The sequence below is a fragment of the Rhodoferax sp. P1_F3 genome (assembly GCF_056405715.1).
The window spans coordinates 72776-88378 of the sequence record NZ_JBFUBO010000006.1 but is presented as its reverse complement, the minus strand read 5'-3'; the positions used below and the strand labels follow the sequence as shown (position 1 = coordinate 88378).

The window sequence follows — 15603 nt, the reverse complement described above, 5'->3', positions numbered from 1 at the left end:
GATCTGAACCGCCGCATCTGCAATGGCACACGTATGTACCGCTGAACTCTGGATGCCGCCTGGATAACCCAATTTAGCAAGCCTATGCCGGCATTTGCATCCGCTTGCGCAAGCTCTTGTCGAATGCCGACGTCGGTACGAAGCGCCTGAGCAGACTGACCGTTGTGGCGTCACGACCAGCGGTGTATCGCAGCTGCGGCTTTGGGGCAGTAGCGGTGGTGACGACCGTTGCGGCCACCACTTCCGGTGGGTCGGCTTTCGCTGCTTCTTTGTGCATCACGGCTTCGGCGTTCGCTCGCGCCAGCGCATAGTGTTCGATATGCTGGTCGGCTACCAGCGCGTTGTTCTCGAACGTGGTGCGGGTGTAGCTCGGTTCGACGAGAACGACCCTGATCCCGCAGACTCTGACCTCGTGGTCTAGCGCCTGCGAGTAGCCCTCCACTGCGTGTTTGCTCGACGAGTACAGTGCCATGAAGGGCGAGGGTATCAGGCCCATCACCGAGCTGATATTGACGATGCGCCCCGACCGCTGCTGGCGCATCGCGGGCAGAACGGCGTTGGTCATGCGAATCACGCCGAAAAGGTTGACATCGAAGACGGACCGAGCCTGTTCGAGCGAAGATTCCTCCGCGGCACCGATCAAGCCAACGCCCGCGTTGTTGACCAGCAGATCGATGCGGCCAGCCTTGGCAAGCACTTCGCGCACAGCCGCTTCAACCGCCAAGTCGACGGTCACGTCGCAGGCCACATAGTCGATGCCGGGTATCTTGGTCGCCGGCGGCTTGCGGTAGGTGCCGAAGACGCGGTACCCCGCGGCTTGCAGCGCGCGGGCGGTCGCCGCACCAATGCCTGCCGTCGCGCCGGTGACGATGGCCACGGGCTGTTGTTGTTTCTGATGGGTTGACATTGCTATCTCACTTTCTGTTTGTGTTTAGAAACTCAGGTGTCACGCGCTGGCCGTCACAGGCACTAGGTCGGACGCCTGCGCCGGGCTGTCGCGCCGGACGCGGAACCACGCGGCGTACAGCGCCGGCACGAAAACGAGGGTCAGCGCGGTGGCCACGACAAGGCCGCCCATGATCGAGATCGCCATCGGCCCCCAGAACACGCTGTGGGTGAGCGGGATCATCGCGAGCACCGCAGCGGCGGCCGTCAACACTACCGGGCGTGATCGCCGCACTGTGGCATCGACGATCGCGGCCCAGGGCGCAACGCCACGCGCGATGTCCTGATCGATCTGATCCACGAGGATGATCGAGTTGCGCATGATCATCCCGCCCAGCGCAATCACACCCAGCAGAGCGACGAAGCCGAACGGCGCTTGGAATAGCAACAGAGCCGGTACCACGCCGATCAACGCCAGCGGTGCCGTCATGAACACCATGAACAGCCGTGAGAAGCTTTGCAACTGGATCATCAGTAGCGTCAGCATTACCGCGAACATCGCCGGGAACACTGCGAACAGCGCCTTGTTGGCCTTGTCGCTCTCCTCTATCGCGCCGCCTTCCTCGATGCGGTAACCCGCAGGCAGGCTGTCGATGATGGGCTGCAGCGACGGTCGGATCTGCGCCGTGGCGTGGGGGCCTTGCACGCCGTCGACAACGTCGCTGCGCACGGTCAGCGCCATGTTGCGGTTGCGCCGCCACAGCACCGGCTCCTCGAAACCTGGCTCGACGCGGGCCACCTGGGACAGCGGCACGTTGACGCCGCTGCGTGTGAACAGTTGCAGGTCGCCGAGTTGCCCGATGCGTTTGCGCTCCTCGGGCGTCGCCCGCACGACCACGTCGACGAGTTCCTCGCCACGGCGGATCTGCGTGACCGGCGCACCGTCCAGCGTGGTCTGTACCAGGCCCTGGATATCGGCGCTGGACAGGCCCAGCAGCCGTGCCTTGTCTTGGTCGACGTGGACCTGTACCGATCGGACCTGCTCGTTCCAGTCCAGCTGTGTGTCACGTACCAGCGGGTTCTGGCGTACCGTGTCGCGCACACGGTAAGCGATCTCGCGCACCTGCGCCTTGTCAGGCCCGATGACGCGGAACTGGACCGGGAAGCCCACAGGCGGGCCGAATTCCAGGCGTGTGACGCGCGCCGTGGCATCGGACAATGCCTCATCCTTGGCGAAGAGCTCCATCAGCCGGGTGCGGACGCGTTCGCGCTGTTCAATGCCTGCCGTCTTGACGACGAACTGTGCGAAGCCTGGATTGGGCAGTTCCGGCTGGATCGAGAGATAGAAGCGTGGCGTGCCCGCACCGGTGTAGGCGGTGAAGAATTCGACGTCAGGGTCCTTCGCCAGCTGCGCCTCCAACAGCTTCACCTGGCGCTCCGTTGCGGCGAAAGACGCCCCCTCGCGCAGCCGCAGGTCCACCAGCAGTTCCGGCCGCGATGCCGTGGGGAAGAACTGCTGCTGCACCATCAGCATGCCAGCACCGGCGATGGCGAAAGCCAGCACCGTGCCGCCCAGCACCCAGACTCGGTGCTGCACCGCCCAATCGATAACGGCGCGCAGCCGGTGGTAGACGGGCCGGTCGTACGGGTCGTGGTGCTTGCCCGCGGCTAAGTTCTTCGGCAACAGCAGCACGCCCAGGTACGGCGTGAAGATCACGGCCACCAGCCACGACAGGATCAGCGCCACCCCGACAACCCAGAAGATGCCGCCCGCGTACTGACCGGCGATCGACTTCGCGAACCCGACCGGCATGAACCCGACCGCCGTGACCAGCGTACCGGTCAGCATCGGAAGCGCCGTGGTTGTGTAGGCGTAGGTGGCAGCGCGCATCCGGTCCCAGCCTTCCTCCAGCTTCACCACCATCATCTCCACGGCGATGATGGCGTCGTCGACCAGCAGGCCGAGCGCAATGATCAGCGCGCCCAGCGAGATGCGGTCCAGCGCCCAGCCGGCGGCGTACATGACGGCCGCCACCAGCCCAAGCACCAGCGGCACCGAAGCGGCCACCACGATGCCGGTGCGCCAGCCCAGAAACAGGAAGGACACAGCCAGCACGATGGCCAGCGCCTCCAGGAACGAGCGCTCGAACTCCCAGACCGACTCCGCCACCACGCGCGGCTGATCCGCGTACTGCTGGATCTCCACGCCCGACGGCAGTTCTTGGCGCACCTGCGCCAGCCGCTGCTCCAGCGCGTGCCCGAAGTCCAGCACGTTGCCGTTGGCCTGCATCGTCACGCCGATCACCAGCACCGGCACGCCGTTGTGGCGGATGGTCATGCTCGGCGGATCCTCAAAACCGGCGCGCACGGTCGCAATGTCCGCCAGTCGCAGCAGTTGACCGCCCACTTCCAGCGTCACATTGGCAACGTCCGCAGCGGTGCGCAACCCGCCGTCCACCCGCACCTGTACTCGGTCGTGCGTTGCATCCGTCGAGCCGGCCGGGGCGACCAGGTTCTGGCGCGCCAGCGCTTCGAACACGGCGGTCGGGGCGATGCCGAGCGCGGCCAGCCGCCGCGTCGAGATTTCAACGAACACGCGTTCGGCCTGCTTGCCCAGTACATCGACCTTGCCGACACCCTCCACGCCCTGGATGCGCAGCTTCACGTCTTCGGTGACCGTCAGCAGCTCGGCCATCGACAGCTCGGGCGCGCTCAATGCGTAGAGCACGCTATAGCGGTCGTTGTACTCGTCGTTGAAGAAAGGCCCGCGCACGCCGTCGGGGAACTCCATCCTCACGTCGCCAATCTTCTTGCGCACCTGGTACCAGGCGTTCTCCAGTTCCGCCTTGCTGGAGCCACCCTTCATCCACAGCGTGACGCCACCGTAACCCTGGCGCGAGAAGCTGCGCACGGATTCGAAGTGATCCAGCTCTTGCAGCTTGCGCTCGATGCGGTTGAGCACCTGGTCTTGCACGTCCTGCGCGCTGGCACCGGGCCACACGACGATGGCCGTCATTTGCGGCACGTCAAAGTTGGGGTCCTCCAGGCGGCCCAGTCGGCTGAAGGAAATAACGCCAACGATGAGCGTCGCGATGATCAGGAATAGCACCATCGGCTGGTGCGTGACGGCCCATTGCGAAAGATTGAAACGTTTCATGAGCTGCTCTTGGTCATGGGGGCTGGTGCGGCTTCGGGTGCGCGCTCGATGGCACGCACGGCGACGCCGGCATCGAGCTTCTGCGCACCGACGCTGACAACACGGCTGCCGAAGGCCAGGCCGGTGACGTGCACCGAGGCCTCATCGATCGAGACCACCTTGACCGGCGAGAACACCAGGCCCGAGCCCTTGGCGTCCAGGGTCCAGACGCCTGCCGGGCCGCTGCCCTTCACCAGTGCGGTAACCGGCAGGACGGCGGTCGCCGGTCCGGCCTGCTGCCCGGCTAACGTCAACTGCATCGTGCTGCCCAAGGGCAGGCCAGCCACCTGTGCGCGCGAGTCCGCTGCCGCCGCATAGCGCACGCGGAAGGTCCTGCCCTGTGCGTTGGCCAGTGGCGAGAGTTCGCGCAGCACCAGCCGCAGAGGTGACTTGGAGTCCTGCCAGGACATGGCTGTGGCGGTGAGCGTGCGCACTTTGCCAACCCACTCCTCGGGCAGTTCGGCGACGATCTCGCGCTCCCCGTCGCGGGCCAGCGACAGCACCGGCTGGCCCTCGGCCACCACCTGACCGCGCTCGAAGCGCAGCGCGGTGACCACGCCAGCATAGGGCGCCACCAGCGTGGTGTAGCCCTCCCTATTGCGCGCCAGATCGAGTTGGCGGCGCGCCAGATCGAGCCGGGCAGTTGCCGCGTCGGCGCGCGCTTTCTGGCGCTCATGCTCGGCTGCGCCCACTGAACCATCGGTCAGCAGGCGGCGAAAGCGTGCCTCGTCAGACGCGGCCTGCTGCGCATCCACCGACGCCGCCTGGACCTGGTCCGCTGCAGCGCCTACGGCCAATTGATAGTCACCCGGATCCAGCCGCGCCAGCGCCTGGCCAGCCTTCACGGTGTCGCCCACCTCGACCAGCCGATCCACCACCTTGCCGCCAGTGCGGAAACCCATGTCCGTCTCGACACGGGCACGGACCACGGAAGTAAAGCTGCGGGTTTGCGCAGACGCGGCGGGGGTCACGGTGGTCACGAAGACCGGTTTGACGGCGGCGACCGGCGCAGGCGAGCCGCTGCAGGCGGCCAACTGAGCGCAGGTGGCGGTCATGGCCATGAGGGATGTGGCGAAGAAAGTTCTGTTCACTGGGATGTCCTCTCGGTATAGGAAGTCATGGCACTGGCGGCGAGGGGCGGCGCGAGACCGCCACCAAGGGCCTTGTAGAGTTGCACGTCGGCCAGCACCTGCTGAAGGCGGCTGTCCGACAGGGTGAGTTCGCTGGACAGCACGGAACGCTGCACGTCGAGCAGCACCAATAGATCAATCTGTCCCTCACGCTGCAGCGACTGGGCGCGCTGCAGCGTACGGCGGCGGAGGTCCACGGCGGCGGCCAGTGCGGCACCGCGCTTGGCCTCTTCGCTGCGCACAAGAAGGCTGTCCTCAACCTCCTGCACGGCGACCAGCACCGCCTTCTGCCAAACCAGCAGAGCCTCCTCGGCCCGCGCCGACTGCGCGCGAATGCCCGCATCGATACGGCCGGCGTTGAAAACCGGCATGGCAAAAGCCAGCGCGACGTTCGAGAAATGCACCGGTGCAAGATCCAGTGCATTCAGTCGCAGCTCCTCGCGGCCGAACAGGGCGCTCAGGAAGAGCTTGGGCCACCACTGGGCGCGGGCCTCGGCACCACGCAGCGTCTCGGCCGCGACGCGCGACTCGGCTGCGATCAGGTCGGGACGGCGCCGCAGCAATTCGCTGGGCTGGCCGGTGCCGATCACGCGCGCAGCAGGCCAGGTAAAACTTGCGTTTTCGTCGACAACGCGCACCGATGGATTACGGCCCAGCAGCACGGCCAGCCGCGTCTGCGAGATGCCAGCCAGCGTTCGCAACGGGGGCACTTGCGCGTCGAGCGTATCGGCCTCGGCGCGTGCGCGGTCCAGGTCGAAGGCGCTAGCCTCGCCCTCGCGTAAGCGGCTGGCGACGCGGGTCGCCGTTTCGCGCTGGGCCGCAGCCAGGCCTTGCACGATGCGCAGACGTTCCTCGGCGCTGCGCAGCACGAAGTACTGCCGCGCCACCTCGCTGGCCACCAGCAGCCGTGCGCCTTGGACACCCGCCGTCGCCGCGTCAGCATCGGCCTGCGCCGCGTTGCGCGCCGCACGCACGCCACCGGCCAGGTCAATCTCCCAAGCCACGTCGATACCGGCGCGCAGCGCACGTGTGTCGGGCATGCCCTGCTTGACGGCTTCGGGCAGCCCACTGTCGCTGCGCGAGACGGAGGCTTGCACGCCCACCGTTGGCCAAATACGAGAACCCTGGGCGTCGTGGCCCGCGCGGGCCTGAGCCACGCGTTGCAGGGCCATCGCCACGTCCTGGTTGGCGGTCAAGGCATCCTCGACCAGTGCCGTCAGCGTCGGATCGCCGTAGTCGCCCCACCAGGCGCCGTCGAAGGCTTGGGCGGACGCGGCGGTCGGCCCGGCCTGCGCGAATGCGGCGGGCAGCGGTATTGAAGGCGCCGGGGGCTGCACGGGCGCCACCGAGCAGGCCGACAGGATCGCCAGTGCCGCGGCGGTCGGCATCAGGCGGATCAATCCGAAGCCAGAGTGGGGCCCACAGTGCGTGGCAGGTGTTGTGAGTAGCTTCATATACTGTACGTTAAAGTACATTAATTATATTAAACTATACTGGACTGTCAAGTACAGGAAATTGCCAATGCCCAAGATCGAAGATGATGTTGTCCACCCGCCGCGTCGCGGCCGGCCGCGCGACCCCGAGCGCTTGCGGCGCATCATGGAAGCAGCGCGGAGCCACTTCGACGCGCACGGTTTCGAGCGGGCCAGCGTCGATGCCATCGCCACCGACGCCGGCGTCTCGAAGATGACTATCTACAGCCACTTCGCTTCAAAAGAAGAGCTGTTCGAGGCGGTGATTCGCGATCGCACCGATAGCGTGATGGGCGGGCTGGCCGGTGTCGAAGCGCTGGACCCAAAGCAGCCTCAGAAAGCGCTGCTGGCAATAGGAGCGCAGTTCCTCACGCTGGCGCGCGAGGAGGACACCCTGGGCCAGTTTCGTTCGCTGTACGGCGCCGCCGGGACGCAACGCGAGGCGTGCTTGGCCTTCTACAGGCAGGGAGCCGACAGGCTGATCGGCGACTTGGCTGCCTATCTGCGCCGCGCTGACGCGCAGGGCACGCTGCACATACGGAACCCACGTCAGGCGGCGGACCTGTTCCTGTCGATGTTCCTTGGCGATGGCCACATCCGCGGACTGCTGATCCTCGATATGCCCGATGCACGCGAGAACAAGGCGCTGCTGCGAGAGGCCGTTCGGATGTTCATGGCAGCCTACGCGAAAGCATCGTAACGGGAGAAGCCCCACCTGAGATGAACTCATAGCGGTACACACCGTGCAGGGGGCTACGGACGCTGGCGTGATCGACTTCCTGCTCACCGCGGCCGCTGTCGGCATCCTCTACAAAGAGAACGCCAGCATTAGCGGTGCCTCAGTGAAAGCCATCAACGCCGCCCGCATGGCGCTGCGCGGCGACGGTTCGCACTTCGTGAGCCTGGACAAGGTCATCAAGACCATGCGCGAAACCGGCGCCGACATGAAGACCAAGTACAAGGAAACGGCGCGCGGTGGGTTGGCGGTGAATATTGTGGAGTGCTAAGGCATTTATCATGGCTGGATGACGTTTCACCGCTTCGCCAGCAGCATCGCTACCCGCATCATTTTTTTTGGCATCTGCCTGTTGCTGGTAGGCAATGTCGTGCGTTATCTGGCGCTGAGCAACTATCTGCGCGAGGACATCAGCGCAGTGATGTCTGCACAGCAGCTCACCCTGGCTAACTATGTCGCCCGCGAGGTCGACCAAAAAATGCTGGAGCGCCAGGCGATGCTGACCCAAGTGGCAGCAAGTTTGCCGCTGAACTTGCTGGAACGCCCCGTGGCCCTGCAAAGCTGGCTTGAGGTGCGGCAACAATACCAACCCTTGTTTTCGCACGGCCTCATCGCCTACACACCCAACGGCAAGGTCATGGCAGGGTCGGCAGCCCCCACCAATAAACCCTTTCCAACCTATGCAGATGCGGATCTGTTCCAAGCCGCCCAATCCGGCGCATTGACAGTAGGGCGCCCCGTACGAAACACCACCACCCAAGAAGCCGTGCTGCCCATGGCAATACCGGTGAAAGATGCCTCAGGCAAGGTGCGAGCCGTGTTGATGGGCGTCACCGCGCTGGCGGCCCCGGGTTTTCTCTCGTTCACCGACCAGGACCGCATTGGCAAACAGGGGGGCTTTTTGCTGATCTCGCCGCGCGACAAGCTGTTCATCGCGTCCACCGTGCCCAGCATGGTGCTCAAGCCCACACCATCACCGGGCGTCAACGCCTTGCACGACCGCGCCATGCAGGGCTACCGAGGCACGGGGACCACGGTCAACGCCTTTGGAGTGGAAGAGATCTCGGCCATTGCATCGGTGCCCAGCACCGGCTGGTTTGTGGTGGCCCGCCTGCCCACCACGGAAGCCCTGTCGGTGGTAGCGCGCACCAAGCGCTATATGACGCTGCACGGCAGCTGGGCGATATTTGCCTTTGTGGCCGTCGCCGCCGTCATCCTTTATTTTGTGTTGCGTCCGCTGCTGCAAGCGGCCCAACAGGCTGACCGCATGACACGCGGCGAAGTGCCCTTGGAACCCCTGGTGGTGGCGCGTCAGGACGAGGTGGGGCATTTGACCGAGGCCTTCAACCGCCTGCTGGTCAAGCTGCAAGCCAGCCAGTCAGAAATGGTGCACATGGCCCACCACGATGTGCTGACCGGCCTGCCCAATCGCGCGCTGCTGGCCGACCGCCTGGCCCAGGCGCTGGCCCGGGCCAACCGGCGCGGCAGCCGTGTGGCCTTTTTGTGCATTGACCTGGACCACTTCAAGCCCATCAACGACCAACTGGGCCACGCAGCGGGCGACCAGGCACTGGTGGAAGTTGCCCGACGCTTAAGCGCCGTGGTGCGAGAGTCCGACACCCTGGCCCGCATCGGTGGGGACGAGTTCGCCGTCTTGCTGGCCGATCTGGATGCGGACGCGGCCACTGCGGAGCAAGCCGCCACCGCCGTGGCCGCCAAATGCCTGGCCGCCATCGCGCCACCCATTGACCTGGAGACGCAGACGCGCATTCTGGGCGCCTCGATTGGCATTGCCATGGGCGACGGCACGGTAGGCCCGCACCCCCTGCAGCTGGCCGCAGACCGCGCCATGTACCGGGCCAAAAATGCCGGTGGCCAGCGTTATCTGGTGGCGACTTCGGTCTGATTGTGGTTCGGGTGCCCGCGCGTTCGACTCTGCAGGCGCTCACAATTCAGGAGCACCTCGCGCATACTCCACGTGGGCTAGAGGCCTAAATAAGGCTCAAGCGCCGTCTCAGACCTTGAACTGATCCACCGCAGCTTGCAGGCTGCGCACGCGCTCGCTCATGGCCGTGGCGGCCGTGGCGGTGTGGCCCACCTGCTGGGTGTTGTGGCTGGTTTCGGCCTGCATCTGCACCATCGACTCGGTGGCCTGGCGCACGCTCTGGCTTTGCTGCATCGATGCAGCAGAAATCTCGCTCAGGATGTCTGTCACCTGGCGCACCGCGCCCACGATGTCCTGCATGGTGTGGCCCGCCCGGCCGACCAACTGCGAGCCGCTCTCCACTTGCTGGGCCGAGTGGCTGATGAGCTGGCGAATTTCCTTGGCGGCCTCGGCGCTGCGCCCGGCCAGGCTGCGCACCTCACTGGCCACCACGGCAAAGCCACGACCCTGCTCGCCGGCACGGGCCGCCTCCACCGCAGCGTTCAGCGCCAGGATATTGGTCTGGAACGAAATACCTTCGATGACGGCAATGATGTCCACCACCTTGCGCGAGCTATCAGCAATGGCGTGCATGGTCTGCACCACTTCGCCCACCACCTCACCACCGCGCTGGGCAATGCCGGAGGCGTTCACCGCCAGGGCGTTGGCGCTCTGGGCGCGCTGCGCGTTTTCCTGCACGGTGGAGGTGAGTTCGGACATGCTCGATGCAGTGGCACTCAGCGCGTCGGCCTGCAGACGGGTGTGTTGCAGCAGGTCGGTGCTGGACTGCACGATGTCTTCGGACGACGCGGTGAGTGGCGCCGTGTTTTCCTTAATCTGGGTGACCAGGTCGGTCAGCGTGTCTTCCATGGTACCCATGGCGTCCAGCAGGCGGCCGAACTCGCCGCCGCGGGTGTTTTCAAAGTCGTGACTCAAATCGCCCGAGGCCACGGTCTCGGCAATATGGATCGCATCCGCCAATGGCAGCGAGATGCTGCGCACCTGGTTGAAGGTGGAGACCACGCCCACCAATAACGCCAGCCCAGCCAGCACCAGCATGGTGGTTTGCGCACTGTCCACCGCGGCGCGAAACTGTGCGGCCTGCGCCGCTACCGAAGACAACGTGCTATAGCCGGTGTAGAGCACCGCAAGCAACAGGGAGAGAACGACGGTGGAGGTCAGCGACAGGCGGGTGCCGACCGAGAGGGACTTGAGGAACTGCATGCGCTTCCAATACGGTTGTGAAAGTTTGGCGCTAAAGCGGCGCAGTGTAGCCCAGCGCCCAGCGCACCCGACTGCCGATTACCCTAGCTCAAGCCATCTTCGTCCCTCAAAAATGCTACTAATTTGATAGCCACTTGCGCAATGGCTACGAGGGCTAGAGGCCATTTTCTGTCAATTTCTTGACGACATGCCGCCCCAAACGCCTATTGCAGCGTGAACGCATCCATCGCCAGCATGCTGTACATCACCTCGCGGCTCAGGTAGTCCGGCCGGGCGTCCGGCCCTGCGGCACCCAGCGCAAAAAACAGCGGCAGGAAGTGGTCTTCGCTGGGGTGGGCGCGGCTGGCGTGCGGTGCCAGGGCGCGGTACGCCAGCAAGGCGTCCAGGTTGCCCGCGTCCAGCTGCTTTTCGATCCAGCGGCTGAACTCCATCACATAGGGCGCCACCGCGCGCTCGCCACCAAAGAATTCGCCCAGGTTGTGCGTCATGGACCCCGAGCCCATGACCAGCACGCCCTGCGCACGCAGGCCAGCCAGGGCAGCACCCATGGCATACACCTCGCGCGGGCCATAGCCAATGGGCAGCGCCACCTGCACCACAGGCACATTCGCCTGCGGCAGCATGTGCATCAGCGGCACCCAGGTGCCATGGTCCAGCGGGCGGGTGGCATCGGCCTGAGCCGTGATGCCCGCAGCCTTCAGGGCGGCGATGACCTCTTGGCCCAGCGCAGGGTTGCCGGGGGCGGGGTAGTTCAGCGCGTACAGCGCGGGCGGGAAGCCACCAAAGTCGTGCCAGGTGCTGGGCTGGGGCGTGGTCATCACCGCGGGACTGCGCGCCATCCAGTGCGGCGACATGATGACGATGCCACGCAGGTCGGTCGGCAACGTGGCGCCCCAGGCTTTGAGCGCGGGGCCGGTGGTGCCGGCGTCCACCGCAAACAGCGGGGCACCGTGGGAAACAAACAGGCTGGGCAGTGCGGTCATGGCGAGGTCCTTGCAGCGGGTTAAAAGCGATAACTGCACTGTAAAAGCCTACAAACCAAAGATAAATAAGTGCACCATTGATTCAATGTCTTTGTTTTGTTGACAATGAGTCACCACATCGATTTCAAGAAAGCCCGCACCATGCAACAGCACGCCCCTTTGCCTCTTTGGTCCATCGCCTGGCCGGCTGCAGGCTGGGTGCTGTTGGGCGGCAGCCTGTTGGGTTTGGCCGGTGGCTGGTGGGTGGCTCTACTGGCCGTTGGACTGGTGGGCACCGTGCTCTCGGCCGTGCACCATGCCGAAGTGGTGGCCCACAAGGTGGGCGAGCCCTATGGCACGCTGGTGCTGGCGCTAGCCATCACCGTGATCGAGGTGGCGCTGATCGTCTCGATGATGCTGGCCGGTGGCCCCGAGACCACGGCACTGGCGCGTGACACCGTGTTTGCCGCGGTGATGCTGATCCTGAACGGCATTGTGGGTCTGTGCCTGCTGGCGGGTGGCAGCCGCTACCGCGAACAAACCTTTGGCCAGCTGGGCGTGAGTGCTTCGCTGACCACACTGGCCGCCATTGCAGTGCTAACGCTGGTGCTGCCCAACTACACCACCAGCGTCATCGGCCCCGTGTACAGCCCCAGCCAGCTGGCCTTTGTGGCCATCGTCTCGTTGGTGCTCTACGGCACCTTTGTGCTGGTGCAGGCGGTGCGCCACCGCGATTACTTCTTGCCCCCTGATGCCAAGGCTGACGAAGAAGCCCACGCCCACCCGCCCAGCGGCAAACTGGCCGCCACCAGTGCAAGTCTGCTGTTGCTGGGCTTGGTCGCCGTGGTCTTGCTGGCCAAGGCGCTGGCCCCCACGATCGAGGCCGCCGTGGCTAGCGCGGGCGCGCCCAAGGCCGTGGTGGGCATCATCATTGCCATGGTGGTGCTCTTGCCCGAGAGCCTGGCCGCGTTTCGCGCGGCCCGTGCCAACCGCCTGCAGACCAGCCTGAACCTGGCGCTGGGCTCGGCCCTGGCCAGCATTGGCCTCACCATTCCCGCCGTGGCCATCGTGTCGCTGGCTACGGGTTGGACGCTGACGCTGGGTCTGGACATCAAGTCCAGCGTGTTGCTGCTGCTCTCGCTGTTTGTCTCCAGCCTGTCGCTCAGCACCGGGCGCACCACAGTGCTGCAAGGCGTGGTGCACTTGGTGCTGCTGGCCACCTACCTGTTCACCACCATCGTGCCCTAGGGCGCACGCCGCTATGGACCAGTTTCGCCAGATGCAGGCCTTTGTGGCCGTGGTGCAGGCCGGCAGCTTTGTGCAGGCGGCGCAGCGTCTGGACACCTCGAAAGCCGTGGTCTCGCGCCTGGTGCTGGAGCTGGAAGCTGCGCTCAACACACGCCTGCTGAACCGCACCACGCGCCGCCTCTCGCTCACCGATGCGGGCAGCGACTATGTGGAGCGCTGCCGCCAGATTCTGGAAGATGTTGACGACGCGAACGCCGCCGTCAGCGAAGGCGCGAGCGCAGTCACCGGCCGCCTGAAAATCAACGCGCCGCTAACCTTTGGCAACCTGCACCTGGCGCCGCTGTGGGGCGAGTTTCTGAAGCTACACCCGCGCGTGGAGTTGGACATTGTGCTAACCGACCGCGTGGTGGACCTGGTGGACGAAGGCTTTGACATGGCGGTGCGCATTGCGCTGCTAGCCAGCTCCACGCTGGTGTCGCGCACGCTCGCGCATGACCAGGTGCTGCTGTGCGCCTCCCCCGCCTACCTGCGCTCCGCACCGCCCATCACCATGCTGGACGACATTGCCCGGCACAGCGTGATGGCGTATTCGTGGTGGTCTGGCGGCGATGTGTGGACGCTGACCGATGCCCAGGGCAAGGCCCACAGCGTGACCACCCACCCCCGCTTGCGTGCCAATAGCGGCGACACCTGCCGCGCCGCCGCGCTGGCCGACCAGGGCCTGATTTACCAGCCCGGTTTTCTGGTGGGTGAGGATGTGCGCGCGGGCCGGCTGGTACGCGTGCTGCCCACATTGAACGGCCCCACGCTGGGCATCCACGCCATGTACCCCACACGCAAGCATTTGCCGGGCAAGGTGCGCGCGATGGTGGACTTTTTGGCCCACGCCTTCCAGACACCCGCCTGGGCCTAAATTAGCGCAGTTGGGCCAGCCCGGTCAGGGCGGCGTGCTGCAGCAGCATGATGGTCTTGCCATCTTGGATGGCACCGCTGTGCACCATGGCCAATGCTTCTGCCAGTGGCAGCTCCAACACCTCGATGTCTTCGCCCTCATGGGCCATGCCACCGCCCTCGCCGGTCTGCTGGTGGGCCTGGTACTCGGCCACAAAGAAGTGCAGCTTCTCGGTCACCGAGCCCGGGCTCATATAGGCCTCAAACAGCTTGCGCGGCGACTGGATCTGGAAGCCGGTTTCCTCCTGCACTTCGCGGCGTATGCAGGCCTCGGGGTCGTCGCCATCGAGCAATCCCGCGCAGGCCTCAATCAGCATGCCATCGGCGCTGCCATTCACAAACGCCGGAAAACGGAACTGCCGCGTCAGGATCACCGTGCCGCGCTCGGCATTGAACAGCAGCAGTACCGCGCCATTGCCTCGGTCGTAGGTCTCGCGGCTCAGGCGCTGCCAGCTGCCGTCGCGGCGCTGGTACTCAAAGGTGGTTTTCTTCAGTGTGTACCAGTCGTCAGACAGCACCTCGCTCTGAAGGATGCGCACGGCGGGCGCGGTGGCCACAGCAGGGGCGGCGGAAAGAGTGTGGGTCATGCTGATTCCTAAATATGTAATTTCATGCATTATTACGCAATTTCGTGCAATTACAATCACGCCATGCTGACCACCCAACGCAAACACCTGATCCTGGCCCGCCTGGCGGCCGACGGGCAAATCCTGGCTAAGGCCCTGGCGGCAGAACTGGGCACGTCAGAAGACACCATACGGCGTGACCTGCGCGAACTCGCGCAAGAGGGCAAGCTGCAGCGTGTGCACGGCGGCGCCCTGCCCGCCTCCGCCGCGGTAGCCACCCTGGCGGTACGCGCCGAGGTGTCCACCGAAGACAAGGTGGCACTGGGCCGCGCCGGTGCCGCCATGGTGCAGCCCGGGCAGTTGGTGCTGTTGGACGGTGGCACCACCGCGCTGCAGGTGGCGCGCCACCTGGCGCCCGACCTGCGCGCCACCATCGTCACCCACAGCCCCACCGTGGCCGTGGCGCTGGCGCAGCACCCGCACCTGGAAATCATCGTGCTGGGCGGGCGGCTGTACCGCCACTCCATGGTGCATGTGGGCACGGCCGTCATCGAGGCCGCAGCGCGCTACCGCGCCGACCTGTTCTTCATGGGCGTGACCGGTGTGCACCCCGAGGCGGGCCTGAGCACGGGGGACAGTGAAGAAGCAGATGTGAAACGCGCCCTGAGCGCGCGCGCCGCCGAAACCGTGGTGTTGGCCTCCAGCGAGAAGCTCATGGCCGCCTCGGCCTTTGTGATTGCACCCGTGAGCGCTTTGGCGACCCTGGTGGTGCCGGCGGGCACGCCGGCGGCGACGGTGCGCAGTTTGCGCAAGACGGGCGTCACCGTGGTGGCAACGCCCTGAGCGTTAAAGGCCTAAGCGGCCTGCATGCCGGCCAGGCCGGCCACCGCCAGCGCATAGCCATTCACCCCAAAGCCCGCCATCACGGCCTTGGCCGCGGGCGAGATGTAGGAATGATGGCGAAACGCCTCGCGCGCATGCACATTGCTGATGTGCAGCTCGATCAGCGTGATGCCCGTGCCCTTGATGGCGTCGTGCAGTGCCACGCTGGTGTGGGTGTAGGCCCCGGCGTTCAGGATCACACCGGCCAGTTGGCCCTTGGCGTGCAGCTGGCCAGCCTCATGCAGCCAGTCCACCAGCGTGCCTTCGTGGTTGCTCTGGCGGAAGTCCAGCGTAAAGCCATTGGCCAGGCAGGCGCGTTCGCACAATGCCTCCACATCGGCCAGCGTTTGCGAGCCATAGACCTGGGGTTCGCGCGTACCCAGCAGGTTGAGGTTGGGACCGTTGAGGATGAGTGCTGTTTTCATAA

The 15603-nt window shown here is 65.3% G+C and carries 13 protein-coding genes and 1 pseudogene; 6 read left to right on the top strand and 8 right to left on the bottom strand.

The genetic code is table 11. The annotated features are described in order from the left end of the window. Positions 1 to 82 precede the first annotated feature (82 nt). From AC1DZ5_RS11250 to AC1DZ5_RS11235, 4 genes are read right to left on the bottom strand one after another with little or no spacing between them, the layout of a single operon-like run. The gene (locus AC1DZ5_RS11250; protein ID WP_477889024.1) at positions 83 to 907 is read right to left on the bottom strand and encodes an oxidoreductase; all 825 of its coding nucleotides are present in this window, start codon (positions 905 to 907) and stop codon (positions 83 to 85) included. 39 nt (positions 908 to 946) lie between these two features. Beyond that, on the bottom strand, positions 947 to 4042 hold the full coding sequence (locus AC1DZ5_RS11245) for an efflux RND transporter permease subunit (RefSeq protein WP_477889022.1): 3096 nt from the start codon (positions 4040 to 4042) through the stop codon (positions 947 to 949). Next, positions 4039 to 5172, bottom strand: a complete 1134-nt coding sequence (locus tag AC1DZ5_RS11240; RefSeq protein ID WP_477889020.1) for an efflux RND transporter periplasmic adaptor subunit — start codon at positions 5170 to 5172, stop codon at positions 4039 to 4041. Before AC1DZ5_RS11240 ends, AC1DZ5_RS11245 begins: the two co-directional genes overlap by 4 nt. Further along, on the bottom strand, positions 5169 to 6611 hold the full coding sequence (locus tag AC1DZ5_RS11235) for an efflux transporter outer membrane subunit (protein WP_477889018.1): 1443 nt from the start codon (positions 6609 to 6611) through the stop codon (positions 5169 to 5171). The genes AC1DZ5_RS11240 and AC1DZ5_RS11235 overlap by 4 nt, the downstream gene beginning before the upstream one ends. A 121-nt stretch (positions 6612 to 6732) precedes the next feature. On the opposite strand from AC1DZ5_RS11235, the gene AC1DZ5_RS11230 reads away from it, so the two are divergent. From AC1DZ5_RS11230 to AC1DZ5_RS11220, 3 genes and pseudogenes are all read left to right on the top strand, one after another. Then, positions 6733 to 7383, top strand: a complete 651-nt coding sequence (locus AC1DZ5_RS11230; protein ID WP_477889016.1) for a TetR/AcrR family transcriptional regulator — start codon at positions 6733 to 6735, stop codon at positions 7381 to 7383. Positions 7384 to 7432: 49 nt separating this feature from the next. Beyond that, a pseudogene (locus AC1DZ5_RS11225) lies at positions 7433 to 7690 on the top strand (L-serine ammonia-lyase, iron-sulfur-dependent, subunit alpha); the annotation flags it as partial. A gap of 18 nt (positions 7691 to 7708) precedes the next feature. Next, a complete protein-coding gene (locus AC1DZ5_RS11220) occupies positions 7709 to 9325 on the top strand; it encodes a cache domain-containing protein (protein WP_477889014.1) in 1617 nt (538 codons plus the stop codon). A gap of 108 nt (positions 9326 to 9433) precedes the next feature. On the opposite strand, the gene AC1DZ5_RS11215 is transcribed toward AC1DZ5_RS11220, so the two are convergent. Together AC1DZ5_RS11215 and AC1DZ5_RS11210 are read right to left on the bottom strand one after the other, a co-directional pair. After that, positions 9434 to 10567, bottom strand: coding sequence for a methyl-accepting chemotaxis protein (locus AC1DZ5_RS11215; protein ID WP_477889012.1), 1134 nt, complete (start codon positions 10565 to 10567; stop codon positions 9434 to 9436). Between the two features lie 203 nt (positions 10568 to 10770). Then, positions 10771 to 11550, bottom strand: coding sequence for a DODA-type extradiol aromatic ring-opening family dioxygenase (locus tag AC1DZ5_RS11210; RefSeq protein WP_477889010.1), 780 nt, complete (start codon positions 11548 to 11550; stop codon positions 10771 to 10773). A 141-nt stretch (positions 11551 to 11691) separates the two neighbouring features. Here AC1DZ5_RS11210 and AC1DZ5_RS11205 point away from each other — a divergent pair, with 141 nt between their 5' ends. Beyond that, positions 11692 to 12777 carry a calcium:cation antiporter gene (locus tag AC1DZ5_RS11205; protein WP_477889008.1) on the top strand — a complete coding sequence of 362 codons (1086 nt, stop codon included), beginning with the start codon at positions 11692 to 11694 and terminating at the stop codon, positions 12775 to 12777. A gap of 13 nt (positions 12778 to 12790) precedes the next feature. After that, entirely contained in the window at positions 12791 to 13690 is a 900-nt protein-coding gene (locus tag AC1DZ5_RS11200; protein ID WP_477889006.1) for a LysR family transcriptional regulator, read from the top strand. A 1-nt stretch (position 13691) separates the two neighbouring features. Here the strand turns inward: AC1DZ5_RS11200 and nudK are convergent, their stop codons facing one another. Then, on the bottom strand, positions 13692 to 14315 hold the full coding sequence (nudK, locus tag AC1DZ5_RS11195) for a GDP-mannose pyrophosphatase NudK (RefSeq protein ID WP_477889004.1): 624 nt from the start codon (positions 14313 to 14315) through the stop codon (positions 13692 to 13694). A gap of 63 nt (positions 14316 to 14378) precedes the next feature. On the opposite strand from nudK, the gene AC1DZ5_RS11190 reads away from it, so the two are divergent. Continuing rightward, complete coding sequence (locus AC1DZ5_RS11190) at positions 14379 to 15137, top strand: DeoR/GlpR family DNA-binding transcription regulator (protein WP_477889002.1); 759 nt, start codon at positions 14379 to 14381, stop codon at positions 15135 to 15137. Between the two features lie 11 nt (positions 15138 to 15148). Here AC1DZ5_RS11190 and aroQ read toward each other — a convergent pair whose 3' ends face one another. Beyond that, on the bottom strand, positions 15149 to 15601 hold the full coding sequence (aroQ, locus tag AC1DZ5_RS11185) for a type II 3-dehydroquinate dehydratase (protein ID WP_477889000.1): 453 nt from the start codon (positions 15599 to 15601) through the stop codon (positions 15149 to 15151). Positions 15602 to 15603 lie beyond the last annotated feature (2 nt).